We start from the raw sequence: 26,002 nt of genomic DNA, 5'->3' as shown, positions 1-26,002 counted from the left end.
CCGGCTCCCACAAGGGGGCCTTTCACACGGGTTTCAACTGTAGATTTTCCGGAGTTTGCCATGGCCATCGCCGTTCCCTCGAACGAGGTCACCACCCCCAGCTTGAAGCAGCGCCTGGCGCGTGCCGAGCGGCTTAACCGCTGGAAGGCCCAGGCCTTGATCGCGCCGCTGGTGGTGTTTTTGCTGCTGGTGTTCCTGGTGCCCATCGTTGCGCTGTTGTACAAAAGCGTCGGTAACCCGGAAGTGGTCGCTGGCCTGCCGCGTACCGTGGTGGCGGTGACCGCCTGGGATGGTCGTGGCCTGCCCGGCGAGTCGGTGTACCAGGCTGTCAGCGAGGACCTGGGTGAAGCCCGGAAAAACCAGACCCTGGGCGACTTGTCCAAGCGCCTGAACATGGAGCTGGCGGGTTATCGCAGCCTGTTGACCAAAACCGCGCGGGCGCTGCCGTTCAGCGCAGTGCCGGCCTCTTATAAAGAAGCGCTGGAAAACCTCGACGAACGCTGGGGCGACCCCGCGTACTGGCAGGCCATCCGGCGCAACACCAGCAGCCTCACGCCTTATTACCTGCTGGCGGCGGTCGATCATCGGATCGACGACCTCGGCGAAGTCGCGCCGGCCACGCCGGACCAGGCGATTTACCTCGATATCTTCGCCCGCACCTTCTGGATGGGCCTGGTGATTACCGTGTGCTGCCTGCTGCTGGCCTATCCGCTGGCGTACCTGCTGGCCAACCTGCCGGCGCGGCAAAGCAACCTGTTGATGATCCTGGTGCTGCTGCCCTTCTGGACCTCGGTGCTGGTGCGCGTGGCCGCCTGGATTGTGCTGCTGCAGTCCGGCGGGCTGATCAACGGCGCGCTGATGGGCCTGGGCATCATTGATAAGCCTCTGGAGTTGGTGTTCAACCGGCTGGGGGTCTACATCTCCATGGTGCATATCCTGCTGCCGTTCATGATTCTGCCGATCTACAGCGTGATGAAGGGTATTTCACCGACCTATATGCGTGCGGCGATCTCTTTGGGTTGTCACCCGTTCGCCAGTTTCTGGCGGGTGTACTTCCCACAGACTTACGCGGGTGTGGGCGCCGGTTGTCTGCTGGTGTTTATCCTGGCGATTGGCTACTACATCACCCCGGCCCTGCTGGGCAGCCCGAACGATCAGATGGTCAGCTACTTCGTGGCGTTCTACACCAACACCAGCATCAACTGGGGCATGGCGACTGCGCTGGGCGGCTTGCTGCTGCTGGCGACCGTGGTGCTGTACCTGATCTACAACTGGCTGGTGGGCGCCAGCCGCCTGCGCCTGAGCTGAGGAGCGCCTGAAATGTCCAGCAGTCCTTATATGTCACCCATCGAGCGGGTGTGGTTCTACAGCTTGCGGATCCTCTGCGGCCTGATCCTGTTGTTCCTGATCCTGCCGGTGCTGGTGATCATCCCGCTGTCGTTCAACTCCGGGAGTTTCCTGGTGTACCCGCTGCAGGGGTTTTCGCTGCACTGGTACCAGGACTTCTTTGCCTCGGCGGAATGGATGCGCGCCTTGAAGAACAGCATCATCGTCGCCCCGGCGGCCACGGTGCTGGCGATGGTGTTCGGCACGTTGGCCGCTATTGGCCTGACCCGTGGCCACTTCCCCGGCAAGGCGCTGGTGATGGCCCTGGTGATTTCGCCGATGGTGGTACCGGTGGTGATTATCGGCGTGGCGAGTTACTTGTTCTTTGCCCCGCTGGGGCTGGGCAACAGTTTCTTTTCGCTGATCGTGGTGCATGCGGTGCTGGGCGTGCCCTTTGTGATCATCACCGTGTCGGCGACCTTGCAGGGCTTCAACCACAACCTGGTGCGAGCCGCGGCCAGCCTGGGGGCGTCGCCGTTGACCGCGTTTCGCCGGGTGACGCTGCCGCTGATTGCGCCGGGCGTCATTTCCGGGGCGCTGTTTGCCTTTGCCACATCGTTCGATGAGGTGGTGGTGACGCTGTTCCTCGCCGGGCCCGAGCAGGCCACCTTGCCTCGGCAGATGTTCAGCGGCATCCGCGAAAACCTCAGCCCGACCATTGCCGCAGCGGCGACCTTGCTGATTGCCTTCTCGGTGGTGCTGTTGCTGACCCTGGAGTGGTTGCGTGGGCGCAGCGAAAAACTGCGGACGGCGCAGGTCTGACTGCTGAAACTCGATCACCTGTGGGAGCTGGCTCGCCTGCGATGGCCTCGACTCGGTACACCTGATGCACCGAGTCGAGGCCATCGCAGGCAAGCCAGCTCCGACATTGACCGCGCCCGCTTTGAATGACCCAACCATTCAGCCGCTGAATGGCAGACAACCCGCATTCCCCAGCTATTCTTGTGCCAGCCCACCAATTTATAAGAGGCCGCGCACATGAGTACCTCCTCATTCAAGATCGCCCACAAATTGCTCACCGGCCCAGGCGCCATCGAGCAATTGGCCGCCGAGCTGACCCGGCTGGATATCGACAACCCGTTGATCGTCACCGATGCTGCGCTGGTCAAGTCCGGTACGGTGCAACTGGCATTGGCGCAGTTGGGTGATCGGCCCTACGAGATCTTCGACCGGGTGCTGCCCGACCCGGAGATCGCCATCGTCGAAGACTGCATGCAGGCCTACCGCGAAGGCGGGCATGACGGCCTGATCGGCGTGGGCGGTGGCAGTGCCATTGATATCGCCAAAAGCGTCGCCGCCTATGCCGGTTATCACGGCGCACTCGAGGATTTGTTCGGTGTGGACCAGGTGCCGCGCAAAGGCCCGCCGCTGATTGCCATTCCCACCACGGCCGGCACGGGGTCGGAAGTGACCAATGTGGCGATTCTGTCGGACAAGGCCGCGCAATTGAAAAAAGGCATCGTCAGCGACTACCTGCTGCCGGATGTTGCGCTGATCAGCCCGCAAATGACCCTGACCTGCCCGCGCAGTGTTACGGCTGCCAGTGGTGTGGATGCCCTGGTGCATGCCATCGAGTCCTATCTGTCCCTGAACGCCTCGCCAATCACCGATGCCCTGGCCATTGGCGCGATCAAGTTGATTGCCAACGCCTTGCCCAAGGCCTACGCCAATCCGGCCAACCTGCAGGCGCGTGACGATATGGCCACGGCCAGCCTGATGGCCGGCATGGCCTTCGGCAATGCCGGGGTGGGGGCGGTGCATGCGCTGGCCTACCCGTTGGGCGGGCGTTTCAACATTGCCCACGGGGTGAGCAACGCGTTGCTGCTGCCCTATGTGATGCACTGGAACAAGCTGGCCTGCGTCGAGCGCATGCAGGATATCGCCCAGGCCATGGGGGTGAATATCACGGGCTTGAGCGTCAACGATGCAGCGGACCAGGCGGTGGAGGCGATGACGCGACTGTGCGCCGCAGTGGAGATCCCTAGCGGCTTGCGCAGCTTCGGCGTGCCAGAGGAGGCGATTCCGGCCATGGCCTTAGAAGCCGCGGGAATCGAGCGCCTGATGCGCAACAATCCGCGCAAGCTCAGTGCGGCGGATATCGAGAAAATCTACCGCGCCGCGTACTAGTCATTGAGTCAGGTCACGGTGCGCGCAACAAAGCATGAGGTATACAATGCGCGCCATCGTGATTTAGCTCAGAAAAGGTGCGTCATGCAGCCCTTCGTAATTGCTCCATCGATTCTCTCCGCCGACTTCGCCCGCCTGGGCGAGGAAGTGGACAACGTGTTGGCCGCCGGTGCCGACTTCGTGCACTTCGATGTCATGGACAACCACTATGTGCCGAACCTGACCATCGGCCCGATGGTTTGCGCCGCGCTGCGCAAGTACGGCGTGACCGCGCCGATTGACGTGCACCTGATGGTCAGCCCGGTGGACCGCATCATCGGCGACTTCATCGAAGCCGGTGCGACCTACATCACCTTCCACCCGGAAGCCACGCTGCATGTCGACCGCTCCCTGCAACTGATCCGCGAAGGCGGCTGCAAGGCTGGCCTGGTGTTCAACCCGGCGACCCCGCTGGACACCCTCAAGTACGTGATGGACAAGGTCGACATGGTCTTGCTGATGAGCGTCAACCCGGGGTTTGGCGGGCAGAAGTTCATTCCCGGTACCCTCGACAAGCTGCGTGAGGCCCGTGCGCTGATTGACGCCTCTGGCCGCGATATCCGCCTGGAGATCGACGGTGGGGTCAACGTCAACAACATCCGTGATATCGCGGCGGCGGGCGCCGACACCTTCGTCGCCGGCTCGGCGATCTTCAACACCCCTGACTACCAGGCCGTGATTGCCAAGATGCGTGAAGAACTGGCGCTGGCGCGTCCATGAGCGGTTTTGAGCAGCTGTTCCCCGGTAAATTGCCGCGGCTGGTGATGTTCGATCTGGACGGCACCCTGGTCGATTCGGTGCCGGACCTGACGGCTGCGGTGGATCACATGTTGCTCAAGCTGGGGCGCAAGCCTGCCGGTATCGAATCGGTACGCGAGTGGGTCGGCAACGGCGTGCAGATGCTGGTGCGCCGTGCGCTGGCCAATCACATTGATGCCGAAGGTGTCGATGAGGTAGAGGCTGAGCACGCGCTGGAACTGTTCAACGCGGCCTACGAAGACGGCCACGAACTGACCGTGGTTTACCCCGGCGTGCGCGACACCCTCAAGTGGCTGCACAAGCAGGGCGTGGAAATGGCCCTGATCACCAACAAGCCGGAACGCTTCGTCGCGCCGCTGCTGGACCAGATGAAGATCGGCCGGTATTTCCGCTGGATCATCGGCGGCGATACCCTGCCGCAGAAAAAACCGGATCCGGCGGCGCTGTTCTTTGTGATGAAAATGGCCAATATCCCGGCGTCCCAGTCGCTGTTTGTCGGCGATTCGCGCAGCGATGTGCTGGCGGCGAAAGCGGCGGGGGTCAAGTGTGTGGCCTTAAGCTATGGCTACAACCATGGCCGGCCGATTGCCGAAGAGTCGCCGGCGCTGGTCATTGATGACCTGCGACTGCTAATCCCCGGTTGCTTGGGAGCGGGCGCTGAGATAACGTTGCCCGACGCTGTCCCATCCCCTTCTGGAAATCCCATCGTGGTGGTCACTCGCAAACTCTGGATGAAAGTCATCAAGGCCCTGGCCCGCTGGCGTTGGCGCGCCTGACTGATCCTGGCCGCGCTGCGGCACGTTTGCATACCTGACTGTTAGACCCTCACGCCACGAGGCACCCCATGATCCGCGAAGAATTCCTGCGTTTGGCCGCTGCCGGCTACAACCGCATCCCCATGGCCCGGGAAACCCTGGCCGACTTCGATACGCCGCTGTCGATCTACCTGAAACTGGCCGACGAGCCCAATTCCTATCTGCTGGAATCGGTGCAGGGCGGCGAAAAGTGGGGCCGTTACTCGATCATTGGCCTGCCGTGCCGCACGGTCCTGCGGGTGCATGACCATCACGTCAGCATCACCCATGATGGCGTCGAGATCGAAAGCCACGATGTGCAAGACCCGCTGGCCTTCGTCGAAGCCTTCAAGGCGCGCTACAACGTGCCAACCATTGCTGGTTTGCCGCGTTTCAATGGCGGCCTCGTGGGGTATTTCGGCTACGACTGCGTGCGTTACGTGGAGCAACGCCTGGGCAAATGCCCGAACCCCGACCCGTTGGGTGTGCCGGACATCCTGCTGATGGTTTCCGACGCGGTGGTGGTGTTCGACAACCTGGCCGGCAAGATGCACGCGATTGTGCTCGCCGACCCGGCCCAGGCCGATGCGTTCGAGCAAGGCCAGGCCAGCCTCGAAGCGCTGCTGGACAAGCTGCGCCAGCCGATCACCCCGCGTCGCGGCCTGGACCTCAGCCGTCCGCCGGCGGCCGATCCGGTGTTTCGCTCCAGCTTTACCCAGGATGACTACGAGCGCGCGGTCGATACCATCAAGCAATACATCCTCGCCGGTGACTGCATGCAAGTGGTGCCGTCGCAGCGGATGTCCATCGACTTCAAGGCGGCGCCCATCGACTTGTACCGGGCGCTGCGCTGCTTCAACCCGACGCCGTACATGTACTTCTTCAACTTTGGCGACTTCCACGTAGTGGGCAGCTCGCCGGAAGTGCTGGTGCGCGTCGAAGACAACCTGATCACCGTGCGCCCGATTGCCGGCACGCGCCCCCGTGGCGCGACCGAAGAGGCCGACCTGGCACTTGAAGAAGACCTGCTGTCCGACGACAAGGAAATCGCCGAGCACTTGATGCTCATCGACCTGGGGCGTAACGACACCGGACGCGTTTCGGAAATCGGCTCGGTGAAGCTCACCGAGAAGATGGTGATCGAGCGTTATTCCAACGTGATGCACATTGTGTCCAACGTCACCGGCGAGCTGAAGGCCGGCCTGACGGCGATGGACGCGCTGCGCGCAATTCTGCCGGCGGGCACCTTGTCCGGCGCCCCGAAGATTCGTGCGATGGAAATCATCGACGAGCTGGAGCCGGTCAAGCGTGGGGTCTACGGCGGCGCCGTGGGTTATTTCGCGTGGAATGGCAACATGGACACGGCCATTGCGATCCGCACGGCGGTGATCAAGGACGGCGAACTGCATGTGCAGGCGGGCGGCGGGATTGTCGCCGACTCGGTGCCGGCCCTTGAGTGGGAAGAAACCCTGAACAAGCGCCGGGCGATGTTCCGTGCGGTGGCATTGGCCGAGCAGACCCCGCAAGACTGACGGTCGATCCCGATCTAAATGTGGGGTTGGGCTTGTGTGGGAGCGGGCTTGCCCGCGATGGCGGTCTGTCAGTCACCGATGTAGTGACTGAACCACCGCTATCGCGGGCAAGCCCGCTCCCACATGGGTTTTATGTTGTTTTTAAGGCCGTATTAGAAATCCAGGCTCACTCCGACACTGACCCCTTGCTGGGTCAGGCTGTCATCCTTCCTCACGTTATACGCCGCGCGCAGTGCCAACTCCTGGGTGAGCTTGTGGCTGACCCCGAGACTCAAGCGATCCGAATTGCTGCGAGGGGTGTAGCCGTCGAGTTCGAAGCCGATCCCCTGCACGCTGTTGAGCGAAATATTCACCTTTTGGGTGTCATTTTCGAACTCATGCTCGTGAGCCACTTCGCCAAAAACCTGGGTTTGCGGGGTGACGCGGTAGCTGCCCTGCAGGCCAACGCCCAGGCGTTTGGAGTCGCGTTGCTGGTCGACAAAGGTCAGCGCGGTGGAGCGGCTGCCTTTTTCCGAGTAGCCATCGACTTCGATTCGCGCATAGTCGGCGCTGATGAACGGCGACAGGTGCCAATCGCTGCCGACCCCGGCAATGTCATAGCCTACGCGGCCGCTCAAGGCCCAGAGCCAGCCGTCGGTGTCACCTTTTTCTGAGCCTTCGCTGACGCCCAGGGCGAACTTGCGCTTGAGGCTGTCGAAGTCCAGCCGGCCGCCGGTCAGCGCGGCATCGGCCCACCAGTGATTGTGCTGATACTGCGCGAATGCGCTGCCCATGTAGCTGTTGAGCTTGTAGTCCGAGTCGCTGGCGCCTGCTTCGAGAGTCTGGCGATACAGCCCGGCCGCGACACCTACGCGCCAGCTGTCGTCGAGACGATAGCTGCCGCCGACATTCAGGTTGTAGCCACTGCCGTCGCCACTGGCCGAGCTGCCTTGACCGTCGAAGTCCAGGCGCTGACCACCACCGGCGACAATTGCGCGCCATTGGCCGACGGCTTGCCAGTTGCCGTTGTCCGCCTGCCACTGGTTACGCAGCTCATCCTGATGGGCGCGCAGGGTGCCTTGGGCCATTTCTGGCAGCAGGCTCAGCTCCCAGGGGGCGGCGAGCAGCGAGTAGGCATAGTCGGCAATCAAGCGTTGCCCGGCGACGGTGGGGTGGACCGAGTCGTTGTAGATCAGCTTGGTCGGGTCCGGCTGGGTGCCGCCGATGCCATACGTCGGGTTGGCGGTGCAACTGTTGCCAGTGAAGCAGGTGCCGGTAAGGTTCTGCCCGGTCGCCAGGCCAAATCGGCCTGGGTCGGCGAAGGTTTCCTGCAACAGCAGTGGAATATTCAACGGGATGATCTGGGCGTCGATCTGCGACAGGCGCTGTACCAGTGCCTGGTTGAAAATAGTGCTCAGGGCGGACGTCCCAGCCTGCTGCGGCGTGCCGTTGATGGCGGGTGTCAGGCCCAGGTCGGGCAGCATCCACACCATGATGTAGCGCGCACCGGCTTGTTGCAGAGCCTGGGCGCTGTCGGCCAGGCGCCCGCCTGCGGCAACGGCTTGGCCTGGACTGAGGACGCGCTGTTGCAGGAAGTCATTACCGCCACCGGACAGAAAATACAGCGCGTTGGGGTCGGCCCGCCCACCGTTTGCCGGCAGATAACCCTGGCGACTGCGTAAAACAGTGCCCGCGCCCGCATTGCCGGGGGGGATCGCCGTGTCGGAGACTGAGGTGATGGAATCCAGGATGTTGTCGGTACGGTAGCCACCGACCGCCCAGTTATTGCCGTCAGGCAAGCCTTGCGCGGCGCGAACCGGCGAGGTGGAGGCGTTCAGGTCGTTTGGCGCTACACCCAGTTTGGAGCCCAGCTGGGTCGATGAAACCAGGCCGTAGTCACCCTGGAATGTGGGGCCGGTACGGTTGGTAAAACGCAGGGTGGCACCGGACACACCATCGGGGAACTGGCCGGCGTCCGCCAGGCTATCGCCAAAAACCACCATGGTTGAATAAGGTGACGGTGCTGCAAACGCCTGCGCGCAGGCCAGTGCCAGGAGGCATCCGGCAAGGGGCGCAACAAAAGATGGTCTGAGCATAGGGATTCCATATGATTGTTTTTGTATCGGAAGTGAAACACTAGCAATGTAGAGGGAGTTTTCTGTGAGGAAAATCGTTTTTTCTTACAAAACCTTCGTCATGCCCCCCGTATTTGCTGCTCTATATTGCACCGCTGGCGAGGCTACGTTACTGTGCGGGAACGTATGAATGAGACCCTCCCCGTGTTGATCATCAGCAAACTCTTGATGCGAGTAGTCAAGGCACACGCCCGTTGGCGTTGGCGCGCCTGAATTTTCTCTGCCGGCCCGGCCGGACCTGTACCGATTTGCCTTCTTCACCCTTTGTTCGACGCCCCTTGCCGGCTGACCCTGGCAACCGGAACGTGCGTCTGGCAGCGGGTCACGCTCTTAGAAGGCGGTCATTCGAAATCAGTGAATTCAAGAGGTTTGAACCCACATGTTGCTGATGATTGATAACTACGACTCCTTTACCTACAACGTTGTGCAATACCTGGGCGAGCTCGGTGCCGAGGTCAAGGTGGTGCGCAACGATGAAATGACGGTGGCGCAGATTGCTGCCCTGAACCCGGAGCGTATCGTGGTTTCCCCAGGCCCCTGCACGCCGACCGAGGCGGGTATCTCCCTGGAAGCCATCCGGTTTTTCGCCGGCAAGCTGCCGATTCTCGGGGTTTGCCTGGGCCACCAGTCCATCGGCCAGGCATTTGGCGGCGACGTGGTGCGTGCCCGCCAGGTGATGCACGGCAAGACCAGCCCGGTGTTCCATAATGATCAAGGTGTGTTCCAGGGCTTGAACCTGCCGGTGACGGTGACCCGTTACCACTCACTGGTGGTCAAGCGCGAGACCTTGCCCGAATGTCTGGAACTGACGGCCTGGACCCAGCTGGAAGACGGCTCGGTCGATGAGATCATGGGCCTGCGGCACAAGACACTGAATGTCGAAGGGGTGCAGTTTCACCCTGAATCAATTCTGACCGAGCAGGGCTACGAGCTGTTCGCCAACTTTCTCAAGCAGAGCGGCGGCACGCGCTAAGGACTTCCCATGGATATCAAGACTGCCCTGAGCCGTATCGTCGGCCATCTGGACCTGAGCACCGCTGAAATGAGCGATGTCATGCGCGAAATCATGACCGGCCAATGCACCGATGCGCAGATTGGCGCCTTTATGATGGCCATGCGCATGAAGAGCGAGAGCATCGACGAAATCGTCGGCGCCGTCTCGGTGATGCGTGAACTGGCGGACAAGGTCGAACTCAAGACCCTCGACGGCGTGGTCGATGTGGTCGGCACCGGCGGTGACGGTGCGAATATTTTCAACGTTTCGACGGCATCATCCTTTGTCGTAGCCGCCGCCGGTTGCACCGTGGCCAAGCACGGCAACCGCGCGGTATCGGGCAAGAGCGGCAGTGCCGATCTGCTGGAAGCGGCCGGGATCTACCTGAACCTGACCCCGGTGCAGGTGGCGCGCTGCATCGACAACGTCGGTATCGGCTTTATGTTTGCCCAGTCCCACCATGGGGCGATGAAACACGCCGCGGGCCCGCGCAAGGACCTTGGCCTGCGTACCCTGTTCAACATGCTTGGCCCGCTTACGAATCCGGCCGGTGTGAAGCATCAGGTGGTGGGCGTGTTCAGCCAGGCGCTGTGCCGGCCATTGGCCGAAGTCCTGCAGCGCCTGGGCAGCAAACACGTGCTAGTGGTGCACTCCAAGGATGGCCTGGACGAATTCAGCCTGGCGGCCCCAACCTTTGTGGCCGAGCTGAAGAACGATCAGGTCACCGAATATTGGGTCGAGCCAGAAGACCTCGGTATGAAGAGCCAGAGCCTGCATGGCCTGGCGGTAGAAAGCCCGGCGGCGTCCCTTGAATTGATTCGCGATGCCCTGGGGCGTCGCAAGACCGAGAACGGTCAGAAAGCGGCAGAGATGATTGTTCTGAATGCTGGCGCGGCACTTTATGCAGCCGATCACGCCTATAGTCTTACAGAAGGTGTCGCCTTGGCCCACGATGCGCTGCATACGGGTCTGGCTCGCGAAAAGCTCGAAGAGCTGGGAGCATTCACGGCCGTATTCAAGATGGAGAATGAAGGATGAGCGTGCCAACAGTTCTGGAAAACATCCTCGCCCGCAAAGTTGAAGAAGTGGCCGAACGCCGCGCACGGGTGAGCCTGGCCGAGTTGGAAAACCTGGCAAAAAGCGCCGATGCACCCCGCGGCTTTGCCAATGCCCTGATCACCCAGGCCAGGCTCAAGCAGCCAGCGGTGATCGCCGAGATCAAAAAGGCCTCGCCGAGCAAAGGCGTGATCCGCGAGAACTTCGTGCCGGCAGAGATTGCTGCCAGCTATGAGAAGGGCGGGGCAACTTGCCTTTCGGTGTTGACCGATATCGACTACTTCCAGGGTTCCGACGCTTACCTGCAACAAGCCCGCGCCGCGTGCAAGTTGCCGGTGATCCGCAAGGACTTCATGATCGACCCGTACCAGATCGTCGAGGCCCGGGCGTTGGGCGCGGATTGCGTGCTGCTGATCGTTTCGGCGCTGGACGACGTGCAGATGGCCGAGTTGGCGGCGGTTGCCAAAGGCGTGGGCCTGGATGTGCTGGTCGAGGTCCATGACGGTGACGAACTGGAGCGCGCGCTGAAAACCCTCGACACACGACTGGTTGGGGTCAACAACCGCAACCTGCACACCTTTGACGTCAACCTGGAAACCACCCTGGACCTGCTGCCGCGCATTCCTCGTGACCGCCTGGTGATTACCGAGAGCGGGATCGTCAATCGTGCGGATGTGGAGTTGATGGAAATCAGCGACGTGTATTCGTTCCTGGTCGGCGAGACCTTTATGCGTGCGGAGAATCCAGGGGCGGAGTTGCAGCGCCTGTTTTTCCCGGAGCGTGGTCTACCGATCAGTGGTTCGACACTGGATTGATTTGAAACGCGGACACTGTGGGAGCTGGCTTGCCTGCGATAGCATCACCTCGGTGTAACGCAGACACCGAGGCGACAGCATCGCCGGAAAGCCCGCTCCCACATTTTTTGTGTTTATTCAGAAAGGCAGGTGTTCGATGATCCAACCCGTAGCGATGACCGTTGAAGCAGGCCTTGCCGCCGAGCAGGACTTGCTGGCCGCCGTCTGCGCGGGTGAACAATCCTTCGGCCTGCTGTTCTGGCAGCCCAGCGACCAGGCACTGGTGATGCCTCGCCGTCTGAGTCGTCTGCCCGCCTTTGACGCGGCCAGTCAGGTATCGGCCGCCCACGGTTGGCCGGTGTTGCTGCGGGAAACAGGAGGGGAGCCAGTGCCGCAGTCTGCGGCGACGGTGAATATCGCACTGGTCTACGCGCCGCCCCGTAGCGAAGGCGACCAGGGCCGCATCGAGACCGGCTACCTGCGCCTGTGCCAGCCCATTTGCGACTTGCTGACCGAGTTGGGCGGCGATGCCTCTGTGGGCGAAATCGACGGGGCCTTTTGCGATGGCCGCTATAACGTCAATCTCAACGGACGCAAGATGGTCGGTACTGCCCAGCGCTGGCGCCAGAGTGGCGGGCGCCCGGTAGGCCTGGTGCATGGCGCATTGTTGCTGGAGAACCATCGTGAGGAACTGGTTGCAGCGGTCAATCGCTTCAATCAGGCGTGCGGCCTCGAGCAGCGGGTGCGTGCCGACAGCCATATCGCCTTGCATGAAGCCTTTGCTGCGCCGGATGCCATCAGCCGCCTCGACGGTTTATACCGGCAGATGCTCGCACAGGTGTTTGCGCACTAGCGAGTGCCGAACACCACCATCGTCTTGCCTTTGACGTGCACCAGGTTGCGCTCTTCCAGATCCTTGAGCACTCGACCGACCATCTCCCGTGAGCAACCGACAATCCGGCCGATTTCCTGGCGCGTAACCTTGATTTGCATGCCGTCTGGATGGGTCATGGCATCCGGCTGCTTGCACAGTTCCAGCAAGCAGCGGGCGACGCGCCCGGTGACGTCGAAGAACGCCAGATCACCGACTTTGCGCGTGGTGTTGCGCAAGCGCTGGGCAATCTGGCCGCTCAGGGCATAAAGGATGTCCGGATCTTGTTGGGCCAGTTCGCGAAATTTCGCATAGCTGATTTCTGCGACCTCACACTCAATCTTCGCCCGCACCCAGGCGCTGCGCTCCTGTTCTTTCCCCGCTTGTTCAAACAGGCCCAGCTCACCGAAGAAATCACCGGTATTGAGATAGGCGATGATCATTTCGCGACCGTCATCATCCTCGATCAGGATCGTGACTGAACCTTTGATAATGAAAAACAGGGTTTCCGAGCGTTCCCCGGCGCAGATGATGTTCTGCTTGGCCGGATAGCGTTGCCGCTGACAATGGGTCAGTAACTTATCGAGGTTCTTGATCTTGGGTATGGGGGTAATAGCAACCATGGTTGTATCCCGAAAAGACTGCACGGTGTGGTTGGGCTGGTATTTTTATAGAGCGGATCCATCCGGAGGATGGCAATGCGCCATAGATTTGGCGTCAGCTTAACAGACACATTCTGACTCGATCAGGGAATTTACCTATCAAAGTCTGCTGTTGAACGTATTTGGGCAGAACACTGCGCTTGCGGGGGCCTGTGATAAGCTGGCGCCCCTTTTTTAGCAGTGGAGTCTGGGCGATGAAGGCACGCATCCAATGGGCGGGCGAAGCCATGTTCCTCGGTGAGTCGGGCAGTGGCCATGTGGTGGTCATGGATGGCCCGCCGGAAGCCGGTGGCCGCAATCTGGGTGTACGGCCCATGGAAATGCTCCTGCTCGGCGTGGGTGGTTGCAGCAACTTCGATGTGGTCAGCATCTTGAAGAAGTCGCGCCAGGCGGTGGAAAGCTGCGAAGCCTTTTTGGAAGCCGAGCGCGCGACTGAAGACCCGAAGGTGTTCACCAAGATCCATATGCATTTTGTGGTCAAGGGGCGTGCGCTGAAGGAAGCGCAGGTCAAGCGGGCCATCGAGCTGTCGGCGGAGAAGTACTGCTCGGCTTCGATCATGCTCGGCGCGGCAGGTGTGGCCATTACCCATGATTACGAGATCATTGAGTTGGGCTGATCGCGGGATCTTCTGACAAAAAGAAAGGGCGCTTTGCAAGCGCCCTTTTTTGCAGCTCAGATTCGGTAGGTGCTCTTGGTCATGACCTTGGCCATCAGGCTCATGCCAAACCTCACCGGCGCCGGGAAGCGGAAACCGCCGGCATCCAGCGCACTTTCTGCGTGGTGTTCCTCGTCGATACGCATCTGCTCAAGAATCGCCCGGGACTTTTCATCCTCGGCCGGTAGTTGCTCCAGGTGCTCATCCAGGTGTTTGCACACCTGATGTTCGGTCGCGGCGACAAAACCCAGGCTGACCTTGTCGCTGATCAAGCCGGCAGCGGCGCCGATGCCAAACGACAGACCATAAAACAGTGGGTTGAGCACACTGGGGTGGCTGCCCAATTGGCGGATACGTTGTTCACACCAGGCCAAGTGGTCGATTTCTTCCTCGGCCGCGTGCTCCATGGCTGCGCGTACTTGCGGCAGCTTGGCGGTCAGGGCCTGGCCCTGGTAGAGCGCCTGGGCACAGACTTCGCCGGTATGGTTGATGCGCATCAGGCCGGCGACATGACGGGTATCCGTTTCGCTCATTTGTGCTTCGGGTTGCACGATGGCAGGTGACGGGCGATACGGCTGGCCGCTGAAGGGCAGCAGTGTGCGCATGGCTGTGTCGGCCTGCAGCAACAGTCGGTCAATCGGCGAGTAGTGACGTTGGGTAGTCATGCTGACCTCCGGGAAAAATCTCGGCGGTCAGTTTACCGCAAGAGAGGGGCGTGCGTTTGCGCTGGGTCATGCTTCTTGCAGGAGCCGGCAAGCCGGCTCCTGCAATGGCGGGTTTCAGCCGGGTGGCCAGTTCATCTGGCGTTGACCCAGTACATGCATATGAATGTGATAGACGGTCTGGCCGCCATCTTCATTGCAGTTCATCACCACGCGAAAGCCTTTTTCACAGCCTTGTTCCACGGCCAGGCGCTGGGCGGTGAACAGGATGTGTCCAGCCAGGCCCTTGTCTTCTTCCGTCAGGTCGTTGAGGGTGCGGATCGGCTTTTTCGGAATCACCAGGAAATGCACGGGGGCCATTGGCGCAATATCGTGGAAGGCCAGGACCTGGTCATCCTCGTAGATAATCCTCGCGGGTATTTCTCTGTTGATGATCTTGGTGAACAGAGTATCCACAGCTGTTTCTCCATTATGAAAGTGCAGGGTGAGTGTACCCAGCAGGTCAACGCGGGCAATAGGCCTTGTTGATCGCGCCGGCAATCTTGCGGGTCAACCAGCGTGGGCTCAAGCGTGGGCTGAACGCCAGCCAGCGGTTACGGCGACCGGGAACAATGATCGCTTTGTTCTTTGCCAGGGCTCGTACGGTGTGCAGCGCCACTTCTTCCGGGCTCATCAGCTGCTGACGGTCCAGCTTGGCGGTGTCCATCTGTGCGGTGCCGAAGAAGGCAGTGCGGGTCGGGCCGGGGCAGAGCACTGAGACCTTGATACCACAGCTTTTCAGCTCTTCGCGCAGACCTTCGGAGAAGTGCAGTACATAGGCCTTGCTGGCGTAGTAGGTACTCATCCATGGCCCCGGCTGGAAGGCTGCGACGGAGGCGACGTTAAGAATCTGCCCTCCACCGTGCAAGGCCATGGAGTTACCCAGCGCATGGCACAGGCGGGTCAGGGCGAGGATGTTGACTTCGATCAGGTCCTGCTCGGTCATCCAGTCCTGGGCCAGGAATGGGCCGCTGGTGCCAATACCGGCACAGTTGACCAGCAAGTCGATCTGCCGCTCGCCTTCTTCCAGCTCCAGCAGGAACCCGGACAGGCGCAGTGGCTCGCCCAGGTCACAGGCGCGGAACAGCACCTCGACGCCAAAACGTTGGGTCAGCTCTATGGCAATACTTTCCAACTGATCACGCTGGCGGGCCACCAGAATCAAGCTGCGGCCGCGACGGGCCAGTGCTTCGGCTAAAGCCAGGCCGATGCCACTGGAGGCACCGGTGATCAGAGCGTAACGGGTCATGCATTTCTCCATCGCAACGCCACCGCGCCTGCGACAGATGCGTCACAGGCGTGGGGCGTTTCTTCATTCTTGCGGAGAGTCTACAGGTTCGGCCGCATCGTCAGCACTTTGCACATCTTCTTCACCGGCGATGACGCTCTGGTCAGCTTCTTCATCGGTGGACATGGAGCTGCTTTCGTAGTCACTGTCCACGCTGGTTTCGAGCTGGTCCAGGTAACCGCCCATGGCCAGCATCACTGCGGCGGCGAATATCAATGGGAGCAGCGCCAGCCACAGGGTGGCCAGGACCTTTACTGCGGTCGAGTTGCGTGGCGGTGGTGCACCATATTGGTTGGCGCCTGCATTGCCGGGCAGCACGATCAACAGGATCGGGAAAATGCTGCCCACGATCGGCACCAGGTTCAGGAACCATAACCAGCCGGACCAGCCCAGGTCATGCAGGCGCTGCACGGTGATCAGGACGCTCATCCACACCGATGCCACGAGCAAGACCAGACCAAGCAGTGAGCCAATGATGATCGCCGCAGTGGGAGATGCCGCGGCAATACCCACGCCCACGGTGAACAAGGCGCCCACGATGGCGAACAGCGCCAGGCTCAGGACCAGGGTCCAGGCCAGGAAACGCAGGCGCCCGATACGGCCGTTGACGGTGAACACGTTGAGGGTGGAAAACTCTGGGAGGTCGTCCCCCACGGCTGCGCGCGGTGGTGCATACGGCGAGGTGGCCGGGCGCGAAAAATCGGAGGCGCCGGAGCCGGTCTCGTGGGTTTCAGCCAGGTTGAAAGCCACAGGCTGTTCAGCTTCGATGCGCGCATCCACCCCGGCGTTTTTCAGGGCGGCCAGGTAGGTTTCGGCATCGGGGCGAGACAGGTCGCGCTTGAGGGCGACTGGACGCCCGGTGAAGAGCTTTTCGATCGCCTCGACTTCGCTTTTGAACAATTCGGCCAGGTTCAGCTTGGCGGTGGTGCTTTCGACACCCGGGAGCAAGGCTCCATCAAACACAATCTTGAAACGGTTGTCGCTCATGCAGGCATCCTTGTCACTTTTCAGGGGGGGGGGTAATGCTGGCCTGCCTCATTCGGCAGGCCAGGCGGTGGGTCAGCGCGGCCAGCGCAATTGTGCTGCGTGCTCGCGCGCCTTGCGGTATTCGGCATCAAGGCGGGCAACCAGTTCATCGACACTGGGTAAATCGTCAATCTCACCGACGCCTTGGCCGGCGGACCATACGGTCTTCCAGGCTTTGGCCTCGTCGCTGAGTGGTTTGAGCTTGGAGCCAAAGTTGACTTCGCCCTTGCCTTGCAGGGCGGCGAGGTCGAAACCGGCGTTTTCCAGACTCTGGCGCATAAAGCTTGCAGGTACGCCGGACACCGCCGGAGTGTGCACGATATCGGCTGCGCGCGATGTGAGCAGCATCTCTTTATAGGCATCGGGGGCGTGGCTTTCGGTGGTGGCGATAAAGCGCGTGCCGAAATACGCGAGATCAGCCCCGAGCAATTGCGCGGCGAGGATTTCGTGCCCATGGTTCAGGCAGCCGGCCAGCAACAGGGTCTTGTCGAAGAACTGGCGAATTTCGGCGACCAGCGAAAATGGGCTCCAAGTGCCGGCGTGGCCACCAGCCCCTGCCGCCACCGCGATCAGCCCATCGACCCCGGCTTCGGCGGCCTTTTCGGCATGGCGCCGAGTGGTGACGTCGTGGAACACCAGGCCGCCGTAGCTGTGTACGGCGTCTACCAATTCCTTGACTGCGCCCAGGCTGGTGATAACGATCGGCACCTTGTGCTCGACGCAAATCGCCAGGTCAGCCTCAAGGCGCGGGTTGCTGTGGTGCACGATCAGGTTGACCGCGTAGGGCGCGGGGTTGTCCAGCAGCGCCAGGCCCGCTTCGATTTCTTCCAGCCAGGCCTTGAAGCCACTGCTTTCACGCTGGTTGAGTGCCGGAAAGCTCCCGACCACGCCATTGCGGCAGCACGCCAGGACCAGTTGCGGATTGGAAATCAGGAACATCGGCGCAGCCACCACGGGCAGGCGCAGACGTTGTTCAAGCAAAGCGGGCAGCGACATTGGAAGTACCCCGGATTAAGTGCGGCTAAGTAGAGTTAGAACGGCTTGACGACGACCAAAATTACAATAGCCAGCAATATCAGAACCGGCACCTCATTGAACCAGCGATAAAAGACATGGCTGCGGGTGTTTTCGCCACGGGCAAAACGTTTTACCTGAGCGCCACACATATGGTGGTAACCGATCAGGATCACCACCAGGGTCAGCTTGGCGTGCATCCAGCCACCCTGGCTGAAGATGCTCGGGTTAAGGCTGATCAACCAGATGCCGAATACCAGCGTGGCGATCATCGACGGCAGCATGATGCCCTTGTACAGCTTGCGCTCCATGATGCAGAAGCGTTCCTGGCTGACGGCATCCTGGCTTTGTGCGTGGTAGACGAACAGGCGCGGCAGGTAAAACAGCCCGGCAAACCAGCAGACAATGCTGACGATATGGAAGGCTTTGAGCCATAGATAAAGCATTTTTAGTTATTCCCAGGTTCACGGTAACTGGAGATAGTAGAGGTTAGAGCGTGCGTACGTCACCTTGACGGTTGTCGCAGAACGATACGGCCCCTATTATCGACGGCTTTCCAGTGGGTTCGTTGAGGGCAGGTTTATGGTCAAGGTCGGTATCGTCGGCGGCACGGGTTACACCGGTGTCGAATTGCTGCGTCTGTTGGCTCAGCATCCGCAAGCTGAGGTAGTGGTCATTACCTCCCGATCCGAGGCCGGCCTGGCCGTTGCCGATATGTACCCCAACCTGCGCGGCCATTACGACGGCCTGGCGTTCAGCGTTCCGGATATCAAGACCCTGGGCGCCTGCGATGTGGTGTTTTTCGCGACCCCCCACGGTGTTGCCCATGCGTTGGCCGGCGAGCTGCTGGCCGCAGGGACCAAGGTCATTGACCTCTCGGCGGACTTCCGTTTGCAGGATGCCGATGAGTGGGCCAAGTGGTACGGTCAGCCCCATGGTGCTCCAGAGCTGCTTGAAGAGGCGGTGTACGGCTTGCCAGAGGTTAATCGTGAGCAGATCAAGCAGGCGCGTCTGATCGCCGTGCCGGGTTGCTATCCGACGGCTACGCAGCTGGGTTTCCTACCGCTGCTGGAAGCTGGTCTGGCGGACGCCTCGCGCCTGATTGCCGACTGCAAGTCGGGCGTCAGCGGCGCTGGTCGCGGTGCAGCAGTAGGCTCCTTGTACTCCGAGACCTCGGAAAGCATGAAGGCGTATGCCGTAAAGGGGCATCGCCATCTGCCGGAAATTCGCCAGGGGCTGCGGCGTGCGGCGGGCAGTGACGTCGGTCTGACGTTCGTGCCGCACCTGACCCCGATGATCCGGGGGATTCACTCGACACTGTATGCAACGGTCGTGGATCGCTCGGTGGATCTGCAGGCATTGTTTGAAAAGCGTTATGCCAATGAGCCGTTCGTCGATGTAATGCCTGCCGGTAGTCACCCGGAAACCCGCAGCGTGCGCGGTGCCAACGTGTGCCGGATTGCCGTGCATCGTCCGCAGGATGGCGACTTGGTGGTGGTGCTGTCGGTTATCGATAATCTGGTCAAGGGCGCGTCGGGCCAGGCTGTGCAGAACATGAACATCTTGTTCGGCCTTGATGAGAAGCTCGGTTTGTCCCACGCCGGCATGCTGCCTTAAGGCGTTGGCTGCTGTGCAAAAGGCCCGTTGATCGGGCCTTTCGTGTTTTTAAGGGCCGCCGGGCAGATTGATATACCGTAACAATAGTTGACCGCTTTTCTAGGAGAAGCGGATAATGGCGGTCATCACGCATATGGCGGCGCTACGCCGGGAGATTATCAGCATGAGCGTTGAATCCTTCACCCCCACGGCTTTGCAATTCACCCACGGTGCTGCGCACAAGGTGAAGAGCCTGGTCGATGAAGAGGGTAATGATCGCTTGAAGCTGCGCGTATTCGTTACGGGCGGCGGTTGTTCAGGGTTTCAGTACGGCTTCACCTTCGATGAAGATGTGGCTGACGACGACACCATTGTCGAGCGCGAAGGCGTAAGCCTGGTCGTGGATCCGATGAGCTTCCAGTACTTGGCAGGTGCCGAGGTGGACTACCAGGAAGGTTTGGAAGGCTCACGCTTTGTGATCAAGAACCCGAATGCCACCACGACGTGTGGTTGCGGTTCGTCTTTCTCGATCTGATCAGTAGCGGATTAAGCAAAACGCCGCTTGGCTTTTATGGGGCCAAGCGGCGTTTTGCTATCTACGTTTCAGGCGGGGTAGATCGCGCCAAGTACACGAAGGCCGCGGGCGCCTGTCACGCTTGGACGGTTGGCGGCGATACCTTCCAGGCAGCAATGGGCCAGCCAGGCGAAGGCCATGGCTTCCACCCAGTCGGGGTCTACACCGTGGGTGGCGGTGCTGCTGACACGGGTGGTCGGTAGCATGGCGGCGAGGCGGTTCATCAGCGTCGAGTTATGGGCGCCGCCGCCACACACCAGCAGGGTTTCGGTTTGCGGCTGTGCGGTTTTCAACGACTCGACGATGGTCTGTACGGTCAGTTCCAGCAGCGTGGCCTGGATATCCTGGGCATTGAACGATGGCAGTCGACCGAGGTGGTGTTCCAGCCAAGGCAGGTTGAAGACTTCGCGCCCAGTGCTTTTCGGCCCCTTGGTCAGGAAGAAGGGGTCGCTGAGCAATGCGTTAAGCAACTGTGGCTCGACCTTTCCCGTCGCGGCCCATTGGCCGTCGCGGTCAAAGTTTTCGCCCCTTTGCTGGTGAATCCAGGCGTCCAGCAGAACGTTGCCCGGGCCGCAATCAAAACCCGCTACGGGTTTGCCGGTTTCGATCAGGCTCAGATTGCTGAAGCCGCCGACATTCAATACTGCGCGGTTACCAGTAGCCTCGCCGAACAGCGCTTCGTGAAAGGCGGGCACCAGTGGTGCTCCCTGGCCGCCGGCGGCTACATCGCGGCTGCGAAAGTCGCTGACGACGGTTATTCCGGTCAGTTCGGTCAGTAGGGCGGGGTTGCCAATCTGCACGGTGAAACCGCGGGCGGGCTCGTGGCGAATGGTCTGCCCATGGCTGCCAATCGCATGGATGTCGTGGTGAGTGAGTTGCTGCTGCTCAAGCACGGCATGAATGCCCTGGGCTGCGAGCGTTACCCAGCTTTGCTGGGCAATCGCCGAGCGTGCAATTTCATCCGGGCCACTGGCGCAAAGGCCCAGCAGCTCGGCGCGCAGGGATTCAGGCATGGGGATGTAATGTGTGGCGATCAACTTGACCGCCGTATCTTGCTCGATCAGCGCTATGTCCAGGCCATCAAGGCTGGTCCCGGACATGACACCTATATAGAGCGCCATCGCTTAGCGCTTCGCCGAAGCCAGCATGGTGGCGCGTTCCTGGTCCATGCGTGCCATCAGCGGTTGGCTTTGCTGTAGGAAGCGTGCGCGCTCGGCTTTGGCGATCGGGTCGGCCATCGGCAGCTTCTGGCCCAGGGGGTCGACGTGCACGCCGTTGACCTGGAACTCATAGTGCAGGTGCGGGCCGGTGGATAGGCCGGTGGTGCCGATATAGCCAATCACTTGGCCTTGCTTGACGTTGCCGCCGGTCTTCACGCCTTTGGCAAAGCCTTGCATGTGCCCATAAAGCGTACGGTAGCTGTTGCCGTGCTGGATGATAACGGTGTTGCCGTAGCCACCACGGCGCCCGGCCAGCAGTACCTTGCCGTCGCCGGCCGCTTTGATCGGCGTGCCGCGCGGTGCTGCATAGTCCACGCCTTTGTGGGCACGGATTTTGTTCAGAATTGGATGCTTGCGACCCATGGAGAAACGCGAGCTAATACGGGCGAAGTCAACTGGAGTACGGATGAAGGCCTTGCGCATGCTATTGCCGTCGGCGGTGTAGTAGCTGCTATTGCCTTGTTTGTTGGTGTAACGCACGGCAGTGTAGGTCTTGCCGCGGTTGGTGAAGCGCGCCGAGAGGATATTGCCGGTACCGACAACCTTGCCGTTGGCCACCTTTTGCTCGTAGATCACATCGAATTCGTCACCCTGGCGAATGTCCTGAGCGAAGTCGATGTCGTAGCCAAATACGCTGGCCATGTCCATGGTCATGCTATGGGACAGGCCCGCGCGAGCTGCGGACTGGGACAGCGAGCTATTGATCACGCCGTGGATGTAGGCGGAGCGCACCACTGGCTTGGTGGTCACGCGATTGAAGGCAAAGCCCTTGGCGCCTCTGGTCAGGGTGATGCTTTCGAGGTGGTTGAGCTTGGTGTGCAGAGTGGTCAGTTGGCCTTCAGGGCTCAGCTCGAACTCAAGCTTTTGGCCACTCTTGAGCTGGGTGAATTGCTTGGCTTGCTTATCGCTGGCCAGCACATCGCTAACGGTGGTGGCGGGTAGGCCGACCTTTTCAAATAGCGTCGACAGCGTATCGCCTTTGGCCACGACCACTTCGCGATGCACGGGGCCTTTCGCTACCTGAGCGGTTTGTTTGGTGTCGTCTGGGCTTTCTTCAATCTGCGCAAATGGCGACTCTGCGCTCGCGGTTGTGGCTTGTTGCGCGTCAGAAGCGTCTTGATCTTGTGTCAGTTGTTCAACCGGACTCTCCAAGTCAAGACTCAGGGTCGTTCGTTTGGCTTCTACGTCACTGGAAGGGAATACCAGGAGTGCCAGGCTTAGAAGGGCGGCGATACCACTTGCGGCGAGCAGGTGGGTCTTCGGGTAAAGCGGTGGCGCTTTAGACGGTTCAGTGGTCATAGGTAATTTTGACTTTGAAAAGGTGAAATGGAAAAGATGAATGACATGATGAAGATGAAATAACTGTATAAAATATAACCAAATCATCTGTGGCGCAAGCTTGCGAATGCCGGGCTCGCCGAATGGTGTCCGTTTGCAGGGCAAAACTTGTAATTAGTCCCTGATCTTGTATGGTTGGTTCCCTTTGAATCTGAGCCTTGCGGGTCTGTTATGAAGTCGGTTGAAGAGCAGCTAGCGCTGATCAAACGTGGTGCGGAAGAACTGTTGGTCGAGGCCGAGCTGATCGAAAAGCTCAAGCGTGGCCAACCCCTGCGTATTAAGGCTGGCTTTGATCCGACGGCACCGGATCTGCACCTGGGTCACACCGTGCTTATTAATAAGCTGCGCCAGTTCCAGGAGTTGGGGCATCAGGTGATCTTCCTTATAGGTGATTTCACCGGGATGATCGGTGATCCGAGTGGTAAGAGCGCCACGCGCCCGCCGCTGACCCGTGAGCAGGTTCTCGATAATGCCGAGACCTACAAGACCCAGGTTTTCAAGATTCTCGATCCGGCCAAGACCGAAGTGGCTTTCAACTCCACCTGGATGGATCTGATGGGGCCGGCGGATTTCATTCGCCTGACGTCCCAGTACACCGTTGCGCGGATGCTTGAGCGCGATGACTTCGATAAGCGCTACTCCACCAATCAGCCTATTGCGATACATGAGTTCCTATACCCGTTGGTTCAAGGGTATGACTCGGTAGCGTTGCGGGCGGACGTTGAGCTGGGCGGTACTGATCAGAAGTTCAACCTGTTGATGGGGCGTGAGCTGCAGCGTGCGTATGGCCAGGAGGCTCAGTGCATTCTGACTATGCCGTTGCTGGAAGGCTTGGATGGCGTCAAGAAGATGTCCAAGTCGCTGGGCAACTACGTCGGCATCCAGGAAGCGCCGGGGGTGATGTACGGCAAGTTGGTTTCTATCCCTGATGCGCTGATGTGGCGCTACTTCGAGCTGTTGAGCTTCCGCTCGATGGATGAGATCAACGCGTTGCGTGCTGACGTGGAGGCGGGTGCGAATCCTCGGGACGTCAAGATCAAGCTGGCGGAAGAGATTGTTGCGCGTTTCCATGGCGAGGAGGCTGCGGCCAGTGCTCACCGTGCGGCGGGCAATCGTATGAAGGATGGCGAGCTGCCGGATGATCTGCCTGAGATCGAATTGACTGCTGGTGAGGCGATGCCGATTGCGGCCGTCCTTAATAAGGCGGGCCTGGTGAAGAACTCGGCGGTTGCACGTGACCTTCTGGGTTCCGGTGGTGTGCGTATAGATGGTGAGGTTGTCGATCGCACCTTTATATACGAGCTGGGCGCGACCCACGTTTGCCAGGCCGGCAAGAAGGCATTTGCGCGTATTACGCTTAAATCCGAATAAACCTGAAATTAACTGTTGACGGCGATTTATATCTGTCTATAATTCGCCCCACTTCCGGCGCAGTCGAAACGGAAAACTCCTTGGTAAACAAAGAGTTACGCAGAATTCGACAGCGAGTTGCTTCAGTTCATCGAAGCCCAGAAGGAGTTGGTAGAGCAGTGTTGTTTGGCTCTATTAACGTTTCGATCCTCTCGGTCGAAAGCGGAGAAAAAGAGGTGTTGACAGCAGCGTGTAACGCTGTAGAATTCGCCTCCCGCTAACGAGAGATCGGAAGCGCAAGTGGTTGAAGTTGTTGAGGAAATCCTCGAAAACTTCTGAAAATAATCACTTGACAGCAAATGAGGCTGCTGTAGAATGCGCGCCTCGGTTGAGACGAAAGATCTTAACCAACCGCTCTTTAACAACTGAATCAAGCAATTCGTGTGGGTGCTTGTGGAGTCAGACTGATAGTCAACAAGATTATCAGCATCACAAGTTACTCCGCGAGAAATCAAAGATGTAACCAACGATTGCTGAGCCAAGTTTAGGGTTTCTTAAAAACCCAAAGATGTTTGAACTGAAGAGTTTGATCATGGCTCAGATTGAACGCTGGCGGCAGGCCTAACACATGCAAGTCGAGCGGTAGAGAGAAGCTTGCTTCTCTTGAGAGCGGCGGACGGGTGAGTAATGCCTAGGAATCTGCCTGGTAGTGGGGGATAACGTTCGGAAACGGACGCTAATACCGCATACGTCCTACGGGAGAAAGCAGGGGACCTTCGGGCCTTGCGCTATCAGATGAGCCTAGGTCGGATTAGCTAGTTGGTGGGGTAATGGCTCACCAAGGCGACGATCCGTAACTGGTCTGAGAGGATGATCAGTCACACTGGAACTGAGACACGGTCCAGACTCCTACGGGAGGCAGCAGTGGGGAATATTGGACAATGGGCGAAAGCCTGATCCAGCCATGCCGCGTGTGTGAAGAAGGTCTTCGGATTGTAAAGCACTTTAAGTTGGGAGGAAGGGTTGTAGATTAATACTCTGCAATTTTGACGTTACCGACAGAATAAGCACCGGCTAACTCTGTGCCAGCAGCCGCGGTAATACAGAGGGTGCAAGCGTTAATCGGAATTACTGGGCGTAAAGCGCGCGTAGGTGGTTAGTTAAGTTGGATGTGAAATCCCCGGGCTCAACCTGGGAACTGCATTCAAAACTGACTGACTAGAGTATGGTAGAGGGTGGTGGAATTTCCTGTGTAGCGGTGAAATGCGTAGATATAGGAAGGAACACCAGTGGCGAAGGCGACCACCTGGACTGATACTGACACTGAGGTGCGAAAGCGTGGGGAGCAAACAGGATTAGATACCCTGGTAGTCCACGCCGTAAACGATGTCAACTAGCCGTTGGGAGCCTTGAGCTCTTAGTGGCGCAGCTAACGCATTAAGTTGACCGCCTGGGGAGTACGGCCGCAAGGTTAAAACTCAAATGAATTGACGGGGGCCCGCACAAGCGGTGGAGCATGTGGTTTAATTCGAAGCAACGCGAAGAACCTTACCAGGCCTTGACATCCAATGAACTTTCTAGAGATAGATTGGTGCCTTCGGGAACATTGAGACAGGTGCTGCATGGCTGTCGTCAGCTCGTGTCGTGAGATGTTGGGTTAAGTCCCGTAACGAGCGCAACCCTTGTCCTTAGTTACCAGCACGTAATGGTGGGCACTCTAAGGAGACTGCCGGTGACAAACCGGAGGAAGGTGGGGATGACGTCAAGTCATCATGGCCCTTACGGCCTGGGCTACACACGTGCTACAATGGTCGGTACAGAGGGTTGCCAAGCCGCGAGGTGGAGCTAATCCCACAAAACCGATCGTAGTCCGGATCGCAGTCTGCAACTCGACTGCGTGAAGTCGGAATCGCTAGTAATCGCGAATCAGAATGTCGCGGTGAATACGTTCCCGGGCCTTGTACACACCGCCCGTCACACCATGGGAGTGGGTTGCACCAGAAGTAGCTAGTCTAACCTTCGGGAGGACGGTTACCACGGTGTGATTCATGACTGGGGTGAAGTCGTAACAAGGTAGCCGTAGGGGAACCTGCGGCTGGATCACCTCCTTA

24 protein-coding genes and 1 rRNA gene are annotated in these 26,002 nt (G+C 59.6%); 15 read left to right on the top strand and 10 right to left on the bottom strand.

The features are described 5' to 3' along the window. Positions 1-60: 60 nt before the first annotated feature. From HU773_RS25390 to trpE, 6 genes are all read left to right on the top strand, one after another. Positions 61-1,308: an ABC transporter permease gene (locus HU773_RS25390; RefSeq protein ID WP_170059570.1), complete on the top strand. Its 1,248-nt coding sequence runs from the start codon at positions 61-63 to the stop codon at positions 1,306-1,308. A gap of 12 nt (positions 1,309-1,320) precedes the next feature. After that, positions 1,321-2,148 (top strand): ABC transporter permease, encoded by an 828-nt coding sequence (locus tag HU773_RS25385; protein ID WP_029296783.1) that lies wholly within the window; start codon positions 1,321-1,323, stop codon positions 2,146-2,148. A gap of 216 nt (positions 2,149-2,364) precedes the next feature. Beyond that, positions 2,365-3,513 carry an iron-containing alcohol dehydrogenase gene (locus HU773_RS25380; RefSeq protein WP_057440328.1) on the top strand — a complete coding sequence of 383 codons (1,149 nt, stop codon included), beginning with the start codon at positions 2,365-2,367 and terminating at the stop codon, positions 3,511-3,513. 84 nt (positions 3,514-3,597) lie between these two features. After that, positions 3,598-4,272, top strand: a complete 675-nt coding sequence (gene rpe, locus HU773_RS25375) for a ribulose-phosphate 3-epimerase (RefSeq protein WP_057440329.1) — start codon at positions 3,598-3,600, stop codon at positions 4,270-4,272. Then, on the top strand, positions 4,269-5,087 hold the full coding sequence (locus HU773_RS25370) for a phosphoglycolate phosphatase (protein WP_057444298.1): 819 nt from the start codon (positions 4,269-4,271) through the stop codon (positions 5,085-5,087). Before rpe ends, HU773_RS25370 begins: the two co-directional genes overlap by 4 nt. A 68-nt stretch (positions 5,088-5,155) precedes the next feature. Continuing rightward, the gene (gene trpE / locus HU773_RS25365) at positions 5,156-6,637 is read left to right on the top strand and encodes an anthranilate synthase component I (protein ID WP_169960154.1); all 1,482 of its coding nucleotides are present in this window, start codon (positions 5,156-5,158) and stop codon (positions 6,635-6,637) included. A 152-nt stretch (positions 6,638-6,789) separates the two neighbouring features. Here trpE and estP read toward each other — a convergent pair whose 3' ends face one another. Continuing rightward, on the bottom strand, positions 6,790-8,712 hold the full coding sequence (gene estP / locus HU773_RS25360) for an esterase EstP (RefSeq protein WP_186625886.1): 1,923 nt from the start codon (positions 8,710-8,712) through the stop codon (positions 6,790-6,792). A 418-nt stretch (positions 8,713-9,130) separates the two neighbouring features. Between estP and HU773_RS25355 the strand changes: the two genes are divergently transcribed. The 4 genes from HU773_RS25355 (at position 9,131) to HU773_RS25340 (ending at position 12,448) form a co-directional block, all read left to right on the top strand. Next, on the top strand, positions 9,131-9,724 hold the full coding sequence (locus HU773_RS25355; RefSeq protein ID WP_057440330.1) for an aminodeoxychorismate/anthranilate synthase component II: 594 nt from the start codon (positions 9,131-9,133) through the stop codon (positions 9,722-9,724). 9 nt (positions 9,725-9,733) lie between these two features. Then, the gene (gene trpD, locus HU773_RS25350) at positions 9,734-10,783 is read left to right on the top strand and encodes an anthranilate phosphoribosyltransferase (protein ID WP_032858515.1); all 1,050 of its coding nucleotides are present in this window, start codon (positions 9,734-9,736) and stop codon (positions 10,781-10,783) included. Beyond that, positions 10,780-11,616: an indole-3-glycerol phosphate synthase TrpC gene (trpC, locus tag HU773_RS25345; RefSeq protein WP_057440331.1), complete on the top strand. Its 837-nt coding sequence runs from the start codon at positions 10,780-10,782 to the stop codon at positions 11,614-11,616. Before trpD ends, trpC begins: the two co-directional genes overlap by 4 nt. 136 nt (positions 11,617-11,752) lie before the next feature. Then, on the top strand, positions 11,753-12,448 hold the full coding sequence (locus HU773_RS25340; protein WP_057960774.1) for a lipoate--protein ligase family protein: 696 nt from the start codon (positions 11,753-11,755) through the stop codon (positions 12,446-12,448). Here HU773_RS25340 and crp read toward each other — a convergent pair. Beyond that, positions 12,445-13,089, bottom strand: a complete 645-nt coding sequence (gene crp, locus HU773_RS25335) for a cAMP-activated global transcriptional regulator CRP (protein ID WP_057440333.1) — start codon at positions 13,087-13,089, stop codon at positions 12,445-12,447. The two genes, HU773_RS25340 and crp, sit on opposite strands and share 4 nt — an antisense overlap. Positions 13,090-13,322: 233 nt before the next feature. Between crp and HU773_RS25330 the strand changes: the two genes are divergently transcribed. Then, complete coding sequence (locus HU773_RS25330; protein WP_005792019.1) at positions 13,323-13,745, top strand: OsmC family protein; 423 nt, start codon at positions 13,323-13,325, stop codon at positions 13,743-13,745. Positions 13,746-13,801: 56 nt separating this feature from the next. On the opposite strand, the gene coq7 is transcribed toward HU773_RS25330, so the two are convergent. From coq7 to hemJ, 6 genes are all read right to left on the bottom strand, one after another. Continuing rightward, positions 13,802-14,449, bottom strand: a complete 648-nt coding sequence (coq7, locus tag HU773_RS25325) for a 2-polyprenyl-3-methyl-6-methoxy-1,4-benzoquinone monooxygenase (protein WP_029296753.1) — start codon at positions 14,447-14,449, stop codon at positions 13,802-13,804. Positions 14,450-14,563: 114 nt separating this feature from the next. After that, on the bottom strand, positions 14,564-14,902 hold the full coding sequence (locus HU773_RS25320; protein WP_032858506.1) for a histidine triad nucleotide-binding protein: 339 nt from the start codon (positions 14,900-14,902) through the stop codon (positions 14,564-14,566). Between the two features lie 46 nt (positions 14,903-14,948). Continuing rightward, complete coding sequence (locus HU773_RS25315) at positions 14,949-15,734, bottom strand: SDR family NAD(P)-dependent oxidoreductase (RefSeq protein ID WP_057440334.1); 786 nt, start codon at positions 15,732-15,734, stop codon at positions 14,949-14,951. A gap of 63 nt (positions 15,735-15,797) precedes the next feature. Then, positions 15,798-16,760 (bottom strand): DUF805 domain-containing protein, encoded by a 963-nt coding sequence (locus HU773_RS25310; RefSeq protein ID WP_057960773.1) that lies wholly within the window; start codon positions 16,758-16,760, stop codon positions 15,798-15,800. A gap of 72 nt (positions 16,761-16,832) precedes the next feature. Continuing rightward, positions 16,833-17,795, bottom strand: coding sequence for an NAD(P)H-dependent flavin oxidoreductase (locus HU773_RS25305; RefSeq protein WP_057440336.1), 963 nt, complete (start codon positions 17,793-17,795; stop codon positions 16,833-16,835). A 35-nt stretch (positions 17,796-17,830) separates the two neighbouring features. After that, a complete protein-coding gene (hemJ, locus tag HU773_RS25300) occupies positions 17,831-18,259 on the bottom strand; it encodes a protoporphyrinogen oxidase HemJ (RefSeq protein WP_057440337.1) in 429 nt (142 codons plus the stop codon). 136 nt (positions 18,260-18,395) lie between these two features. Here hemJ and argC point away from each other — a divergent pair, with 136 nt between their 5' ends. Further along, positions 18,396-19,430, top strand: coding sequence for an N-acetyl-gamma-glutamyl-phosphate reductase (gene argC, locus HU773_RS25295; RefSeq protein ID WP_057440338.1), 1,035 nt, complete (start codon positions 18,396-18,398; stop codon positions 19,428-19,430). A gap of 163 nt (positions 19,431-19,593) precedes the next feature. Further along, on the top strand, positions 19,594-19,944 hold the full coding sequence (gene erpA, locus HU773_RS25290; RefSeq protein WP_003176443.1) for an iron-sulfur cluster insertion protein ErpA: 351 nt from the start codon (positions 19,594-19,596) through the stop codon (positions 19,942-19,944). Between the two features lie 68 nt (positions 19,945-20,012). Here the strand turns inward: erpA and HU773_RS25285 are convergent, their stop codons facing one another. Further along, complete coding sequence (locus tag HU773_RS25285; protein ID WP_120734229.1) at positions 20,013-21,104, bottom strand: anhydro-N-acetylmuramic acid kinase; 1,092 nt, start codon at positions 21,102-21,104, stop codon at positions 20,013-20,015. Between the two features lie 3 nt (positions 21,105-21,107). After that, positions 21,108-22,502, bottom strand: a complete 1,395-nt coding sequence (locus HU773_RS25280) for a peptidoglycan DD-metalloendopeptidase family protein (RefSeq protein ID WP_057960771.1) — start codon at positions 22,500-22,502, stop codon at positions 21,108-21,110. 210 nt (positions 22,503-22,712) lie between these two features. Between HU773_RS25280 and tyrS the strand changes: the two genes are divergently transcribed. After that, on the top strand, positions 22,713-23,912 hold the full coding sequence (tyrS, locus tag HU773_RS25275; protein ID WP_057960770.1) for a tyrosine--tRNA ligase: 1,200 nt from the start codon (positions 22,713-22,715) through the stop codon (positions 23,910-23,912). Positions 23,913-24,465: 553 nt separating this feature from the next. Continuing rightward, positions 24,466-26,002 (top strand): 16S ribosomal RNA (locus tag HU773_RS25270).

The sequence above is a fragment of the Pseudomonas shahriarae genome (genome assembly GCF_014268455.2).
GTDB lineage: Bacteria > Pseudomonadota > Gammaproteobacteria > Pseudomonadales > Pseudomonadaceae > Aquipseudomonas > Aquipseudomonas shahriarae.
The sequence above is the reverse complement of the archived record's forward strand: the minus strand, read 5'-3'. Positions and strand labels throughout refer to the sequence as shown.

What these genes read in the sequence shown, in the direction of transcription:
- HU773_RS25355 (WP_057440330.1), top strand. Translation starts at nt 9,131, where the DNA reads ATGTTGCTGATGATTGATAACTACGACTCCTTTACCTACAACGTTGTG.
- HU773_RS25330 (WP_005792019.1), top strand. Translation starts at nt 13,323, where the DNA reads ATGAAGGCACGCATCCAATGGGCGGGCGAAGCCATGTTCCTCGGTGAG.
- HU773_RS25285 (WP_120734229.1), bottom strand. Translation starts at nt 21,104, where the DNA reads ATGGCGCTCTATATAGGTGTCATGTCCGGGACCAGCCTTGATGGCCTG.
- tyrS (WP_057960770.1), top strand. Translation starts at nt 22,713, where the DNA reads ATGAAGTCGGTTGAAGAGCAGCTAGCGCTGATCAAACGTGGTGCGGAA.
- trpE (WP_169960154.1), top strand. Translation starts at nt 5,156, where the DNA reads ATGATCCGCGAAGAATTCCTGCGTTTGGCCGCTGCCGGCTACAACCGC.
- HU773_RS25380 (WP_057440328.1), top strand. Translation starts at nt 2,365, where the DNA reads ATGAGTACCTCCTCATTCAAGATCGCCCACAAATTGCTCACCGGCCCA.
- coq7 (WP_029296753.1), bottom strand. Translation starts at nt 14,449, where the DNA reads ATGACTACCCAACGTCACTACTCGCCGATTGACCGACTGTTGCTGCAG.
- HU773_RS25315 (WP_057440334.1), bottom strand. Translation starts at nt 15,734, where the DNA reads ATGACCCGTTACGCTCTGATCACCGGTGCCTCCAGTGGCATCGGCCTG.
- erpA (WP_003176443.1), top strand. Translation starts at nt 19,594, where the DNA reads ATGAGCGTTGAATCCTTCACCCCCACGGCTTTGCAATTCACCCACGGT.
- estP (WP_186625886.1), bottom strand. Translation starts at nt 8,712, where the DNA reads ATGCTCAGACCATCTTTTGTTGCGCCCCTTGCCGGATGCCTCCTGGCA.
- trpD (WP_032858515.1), top strand. Translation starts at nt 9,734, where the DNA reads ATGGATATCAAGACTGCCCTGAGCCGTATCGTCGGCCATCTGGACCTG.
- HU773_RS25370 (WP_057444298.1), top strand. Translation starts at nt 4,269, where the DNA reads ATGAGCGGTTTTGAGCAGCTGTTCCCCGGTAAATTGCCGCGGCTGGTG.
- rpe (WP_057440329.1), top strand. Translation starts at nt 3,598, where the DNA reads ATGCAGCCCTTCGTAATTGCTCCATCGATTCTCTCCGCCGACTTCGCC.
- trpC (WP_057440331.1), top strand. Translation starts at nt 10,780, where the DNA reads ATGAGCGTGCCAACAGTTCTGGAAAACATCCTCGCCCGCAAAGTTGAA.
- crp (WP_057440333.1), bottom strand. Translation starts at nt 13,089, where the DNA reads ATGGTTGCTATTACCCCCATACCCAAGATCAAGAACCTCGATAAGTTA.
- HU773_RS25385 (WP_029296783.1), top strand. Translation starts at nt 1,321, where the DNA reads ATGTCCAGCAGTCCTTATATGTCACCCATCGAGCGGGTGTGGTTCTAC.
- argC (WP_057440338.1), top strand. Translation starts at nt 18,396, where the DNA reads ATGGTCAAGGTCGGTATCGTCGGCGGCACGGGTTACACCGGTGTCGAA.
- HU773_RS25280 (WP_057960771.1), bottom strand. Translation starts at nt 22,502, where the DNA reads ATGACCACTGAACCGTCTAAAGCGCCACCGCTTTACCCGAAGACCCAC.
- hemJ (WP_057440337.1), bottom strand. Translation starts at nt 18,259, where the DNA reads ATGCTTTATCTATGGCTCAAAGCCTTCCATATCGTCAGCATTGTCTGC.
- HU773_RS25390 (WP_170059570.1), top strand. Translation starts at nt 61, where the DNA reads ATGGCCATCGCCGTTCCCTCGAACGAGGTCACCACCCCCAGCTTGAAG.
- HU773_RS25310 (WP_057960773.1), bottom strand. Translation starts at nt 16,760, where the DNA reads ATGAGCGACAACCGTTTCAAGATTGTGTTTGATGGAGCCTTGCTCCCG.
- HU773_RS25305 (WP_057440336.1), bottom strand. Translation starts at nt 17,795, where the DNA reads ATGTCGCTGCCCGCTTTGCTTGAACAACGTCTGCGCCTGCCCGTGGTG.
- HU773_RS25340 (WP_057960774.1), top strand. Translation starts at nt 11,753, where the DNA reads ATGATCCAACCCGTAGCGATGACCGTTGAAGCAGGCCTTGCCGCCGAG.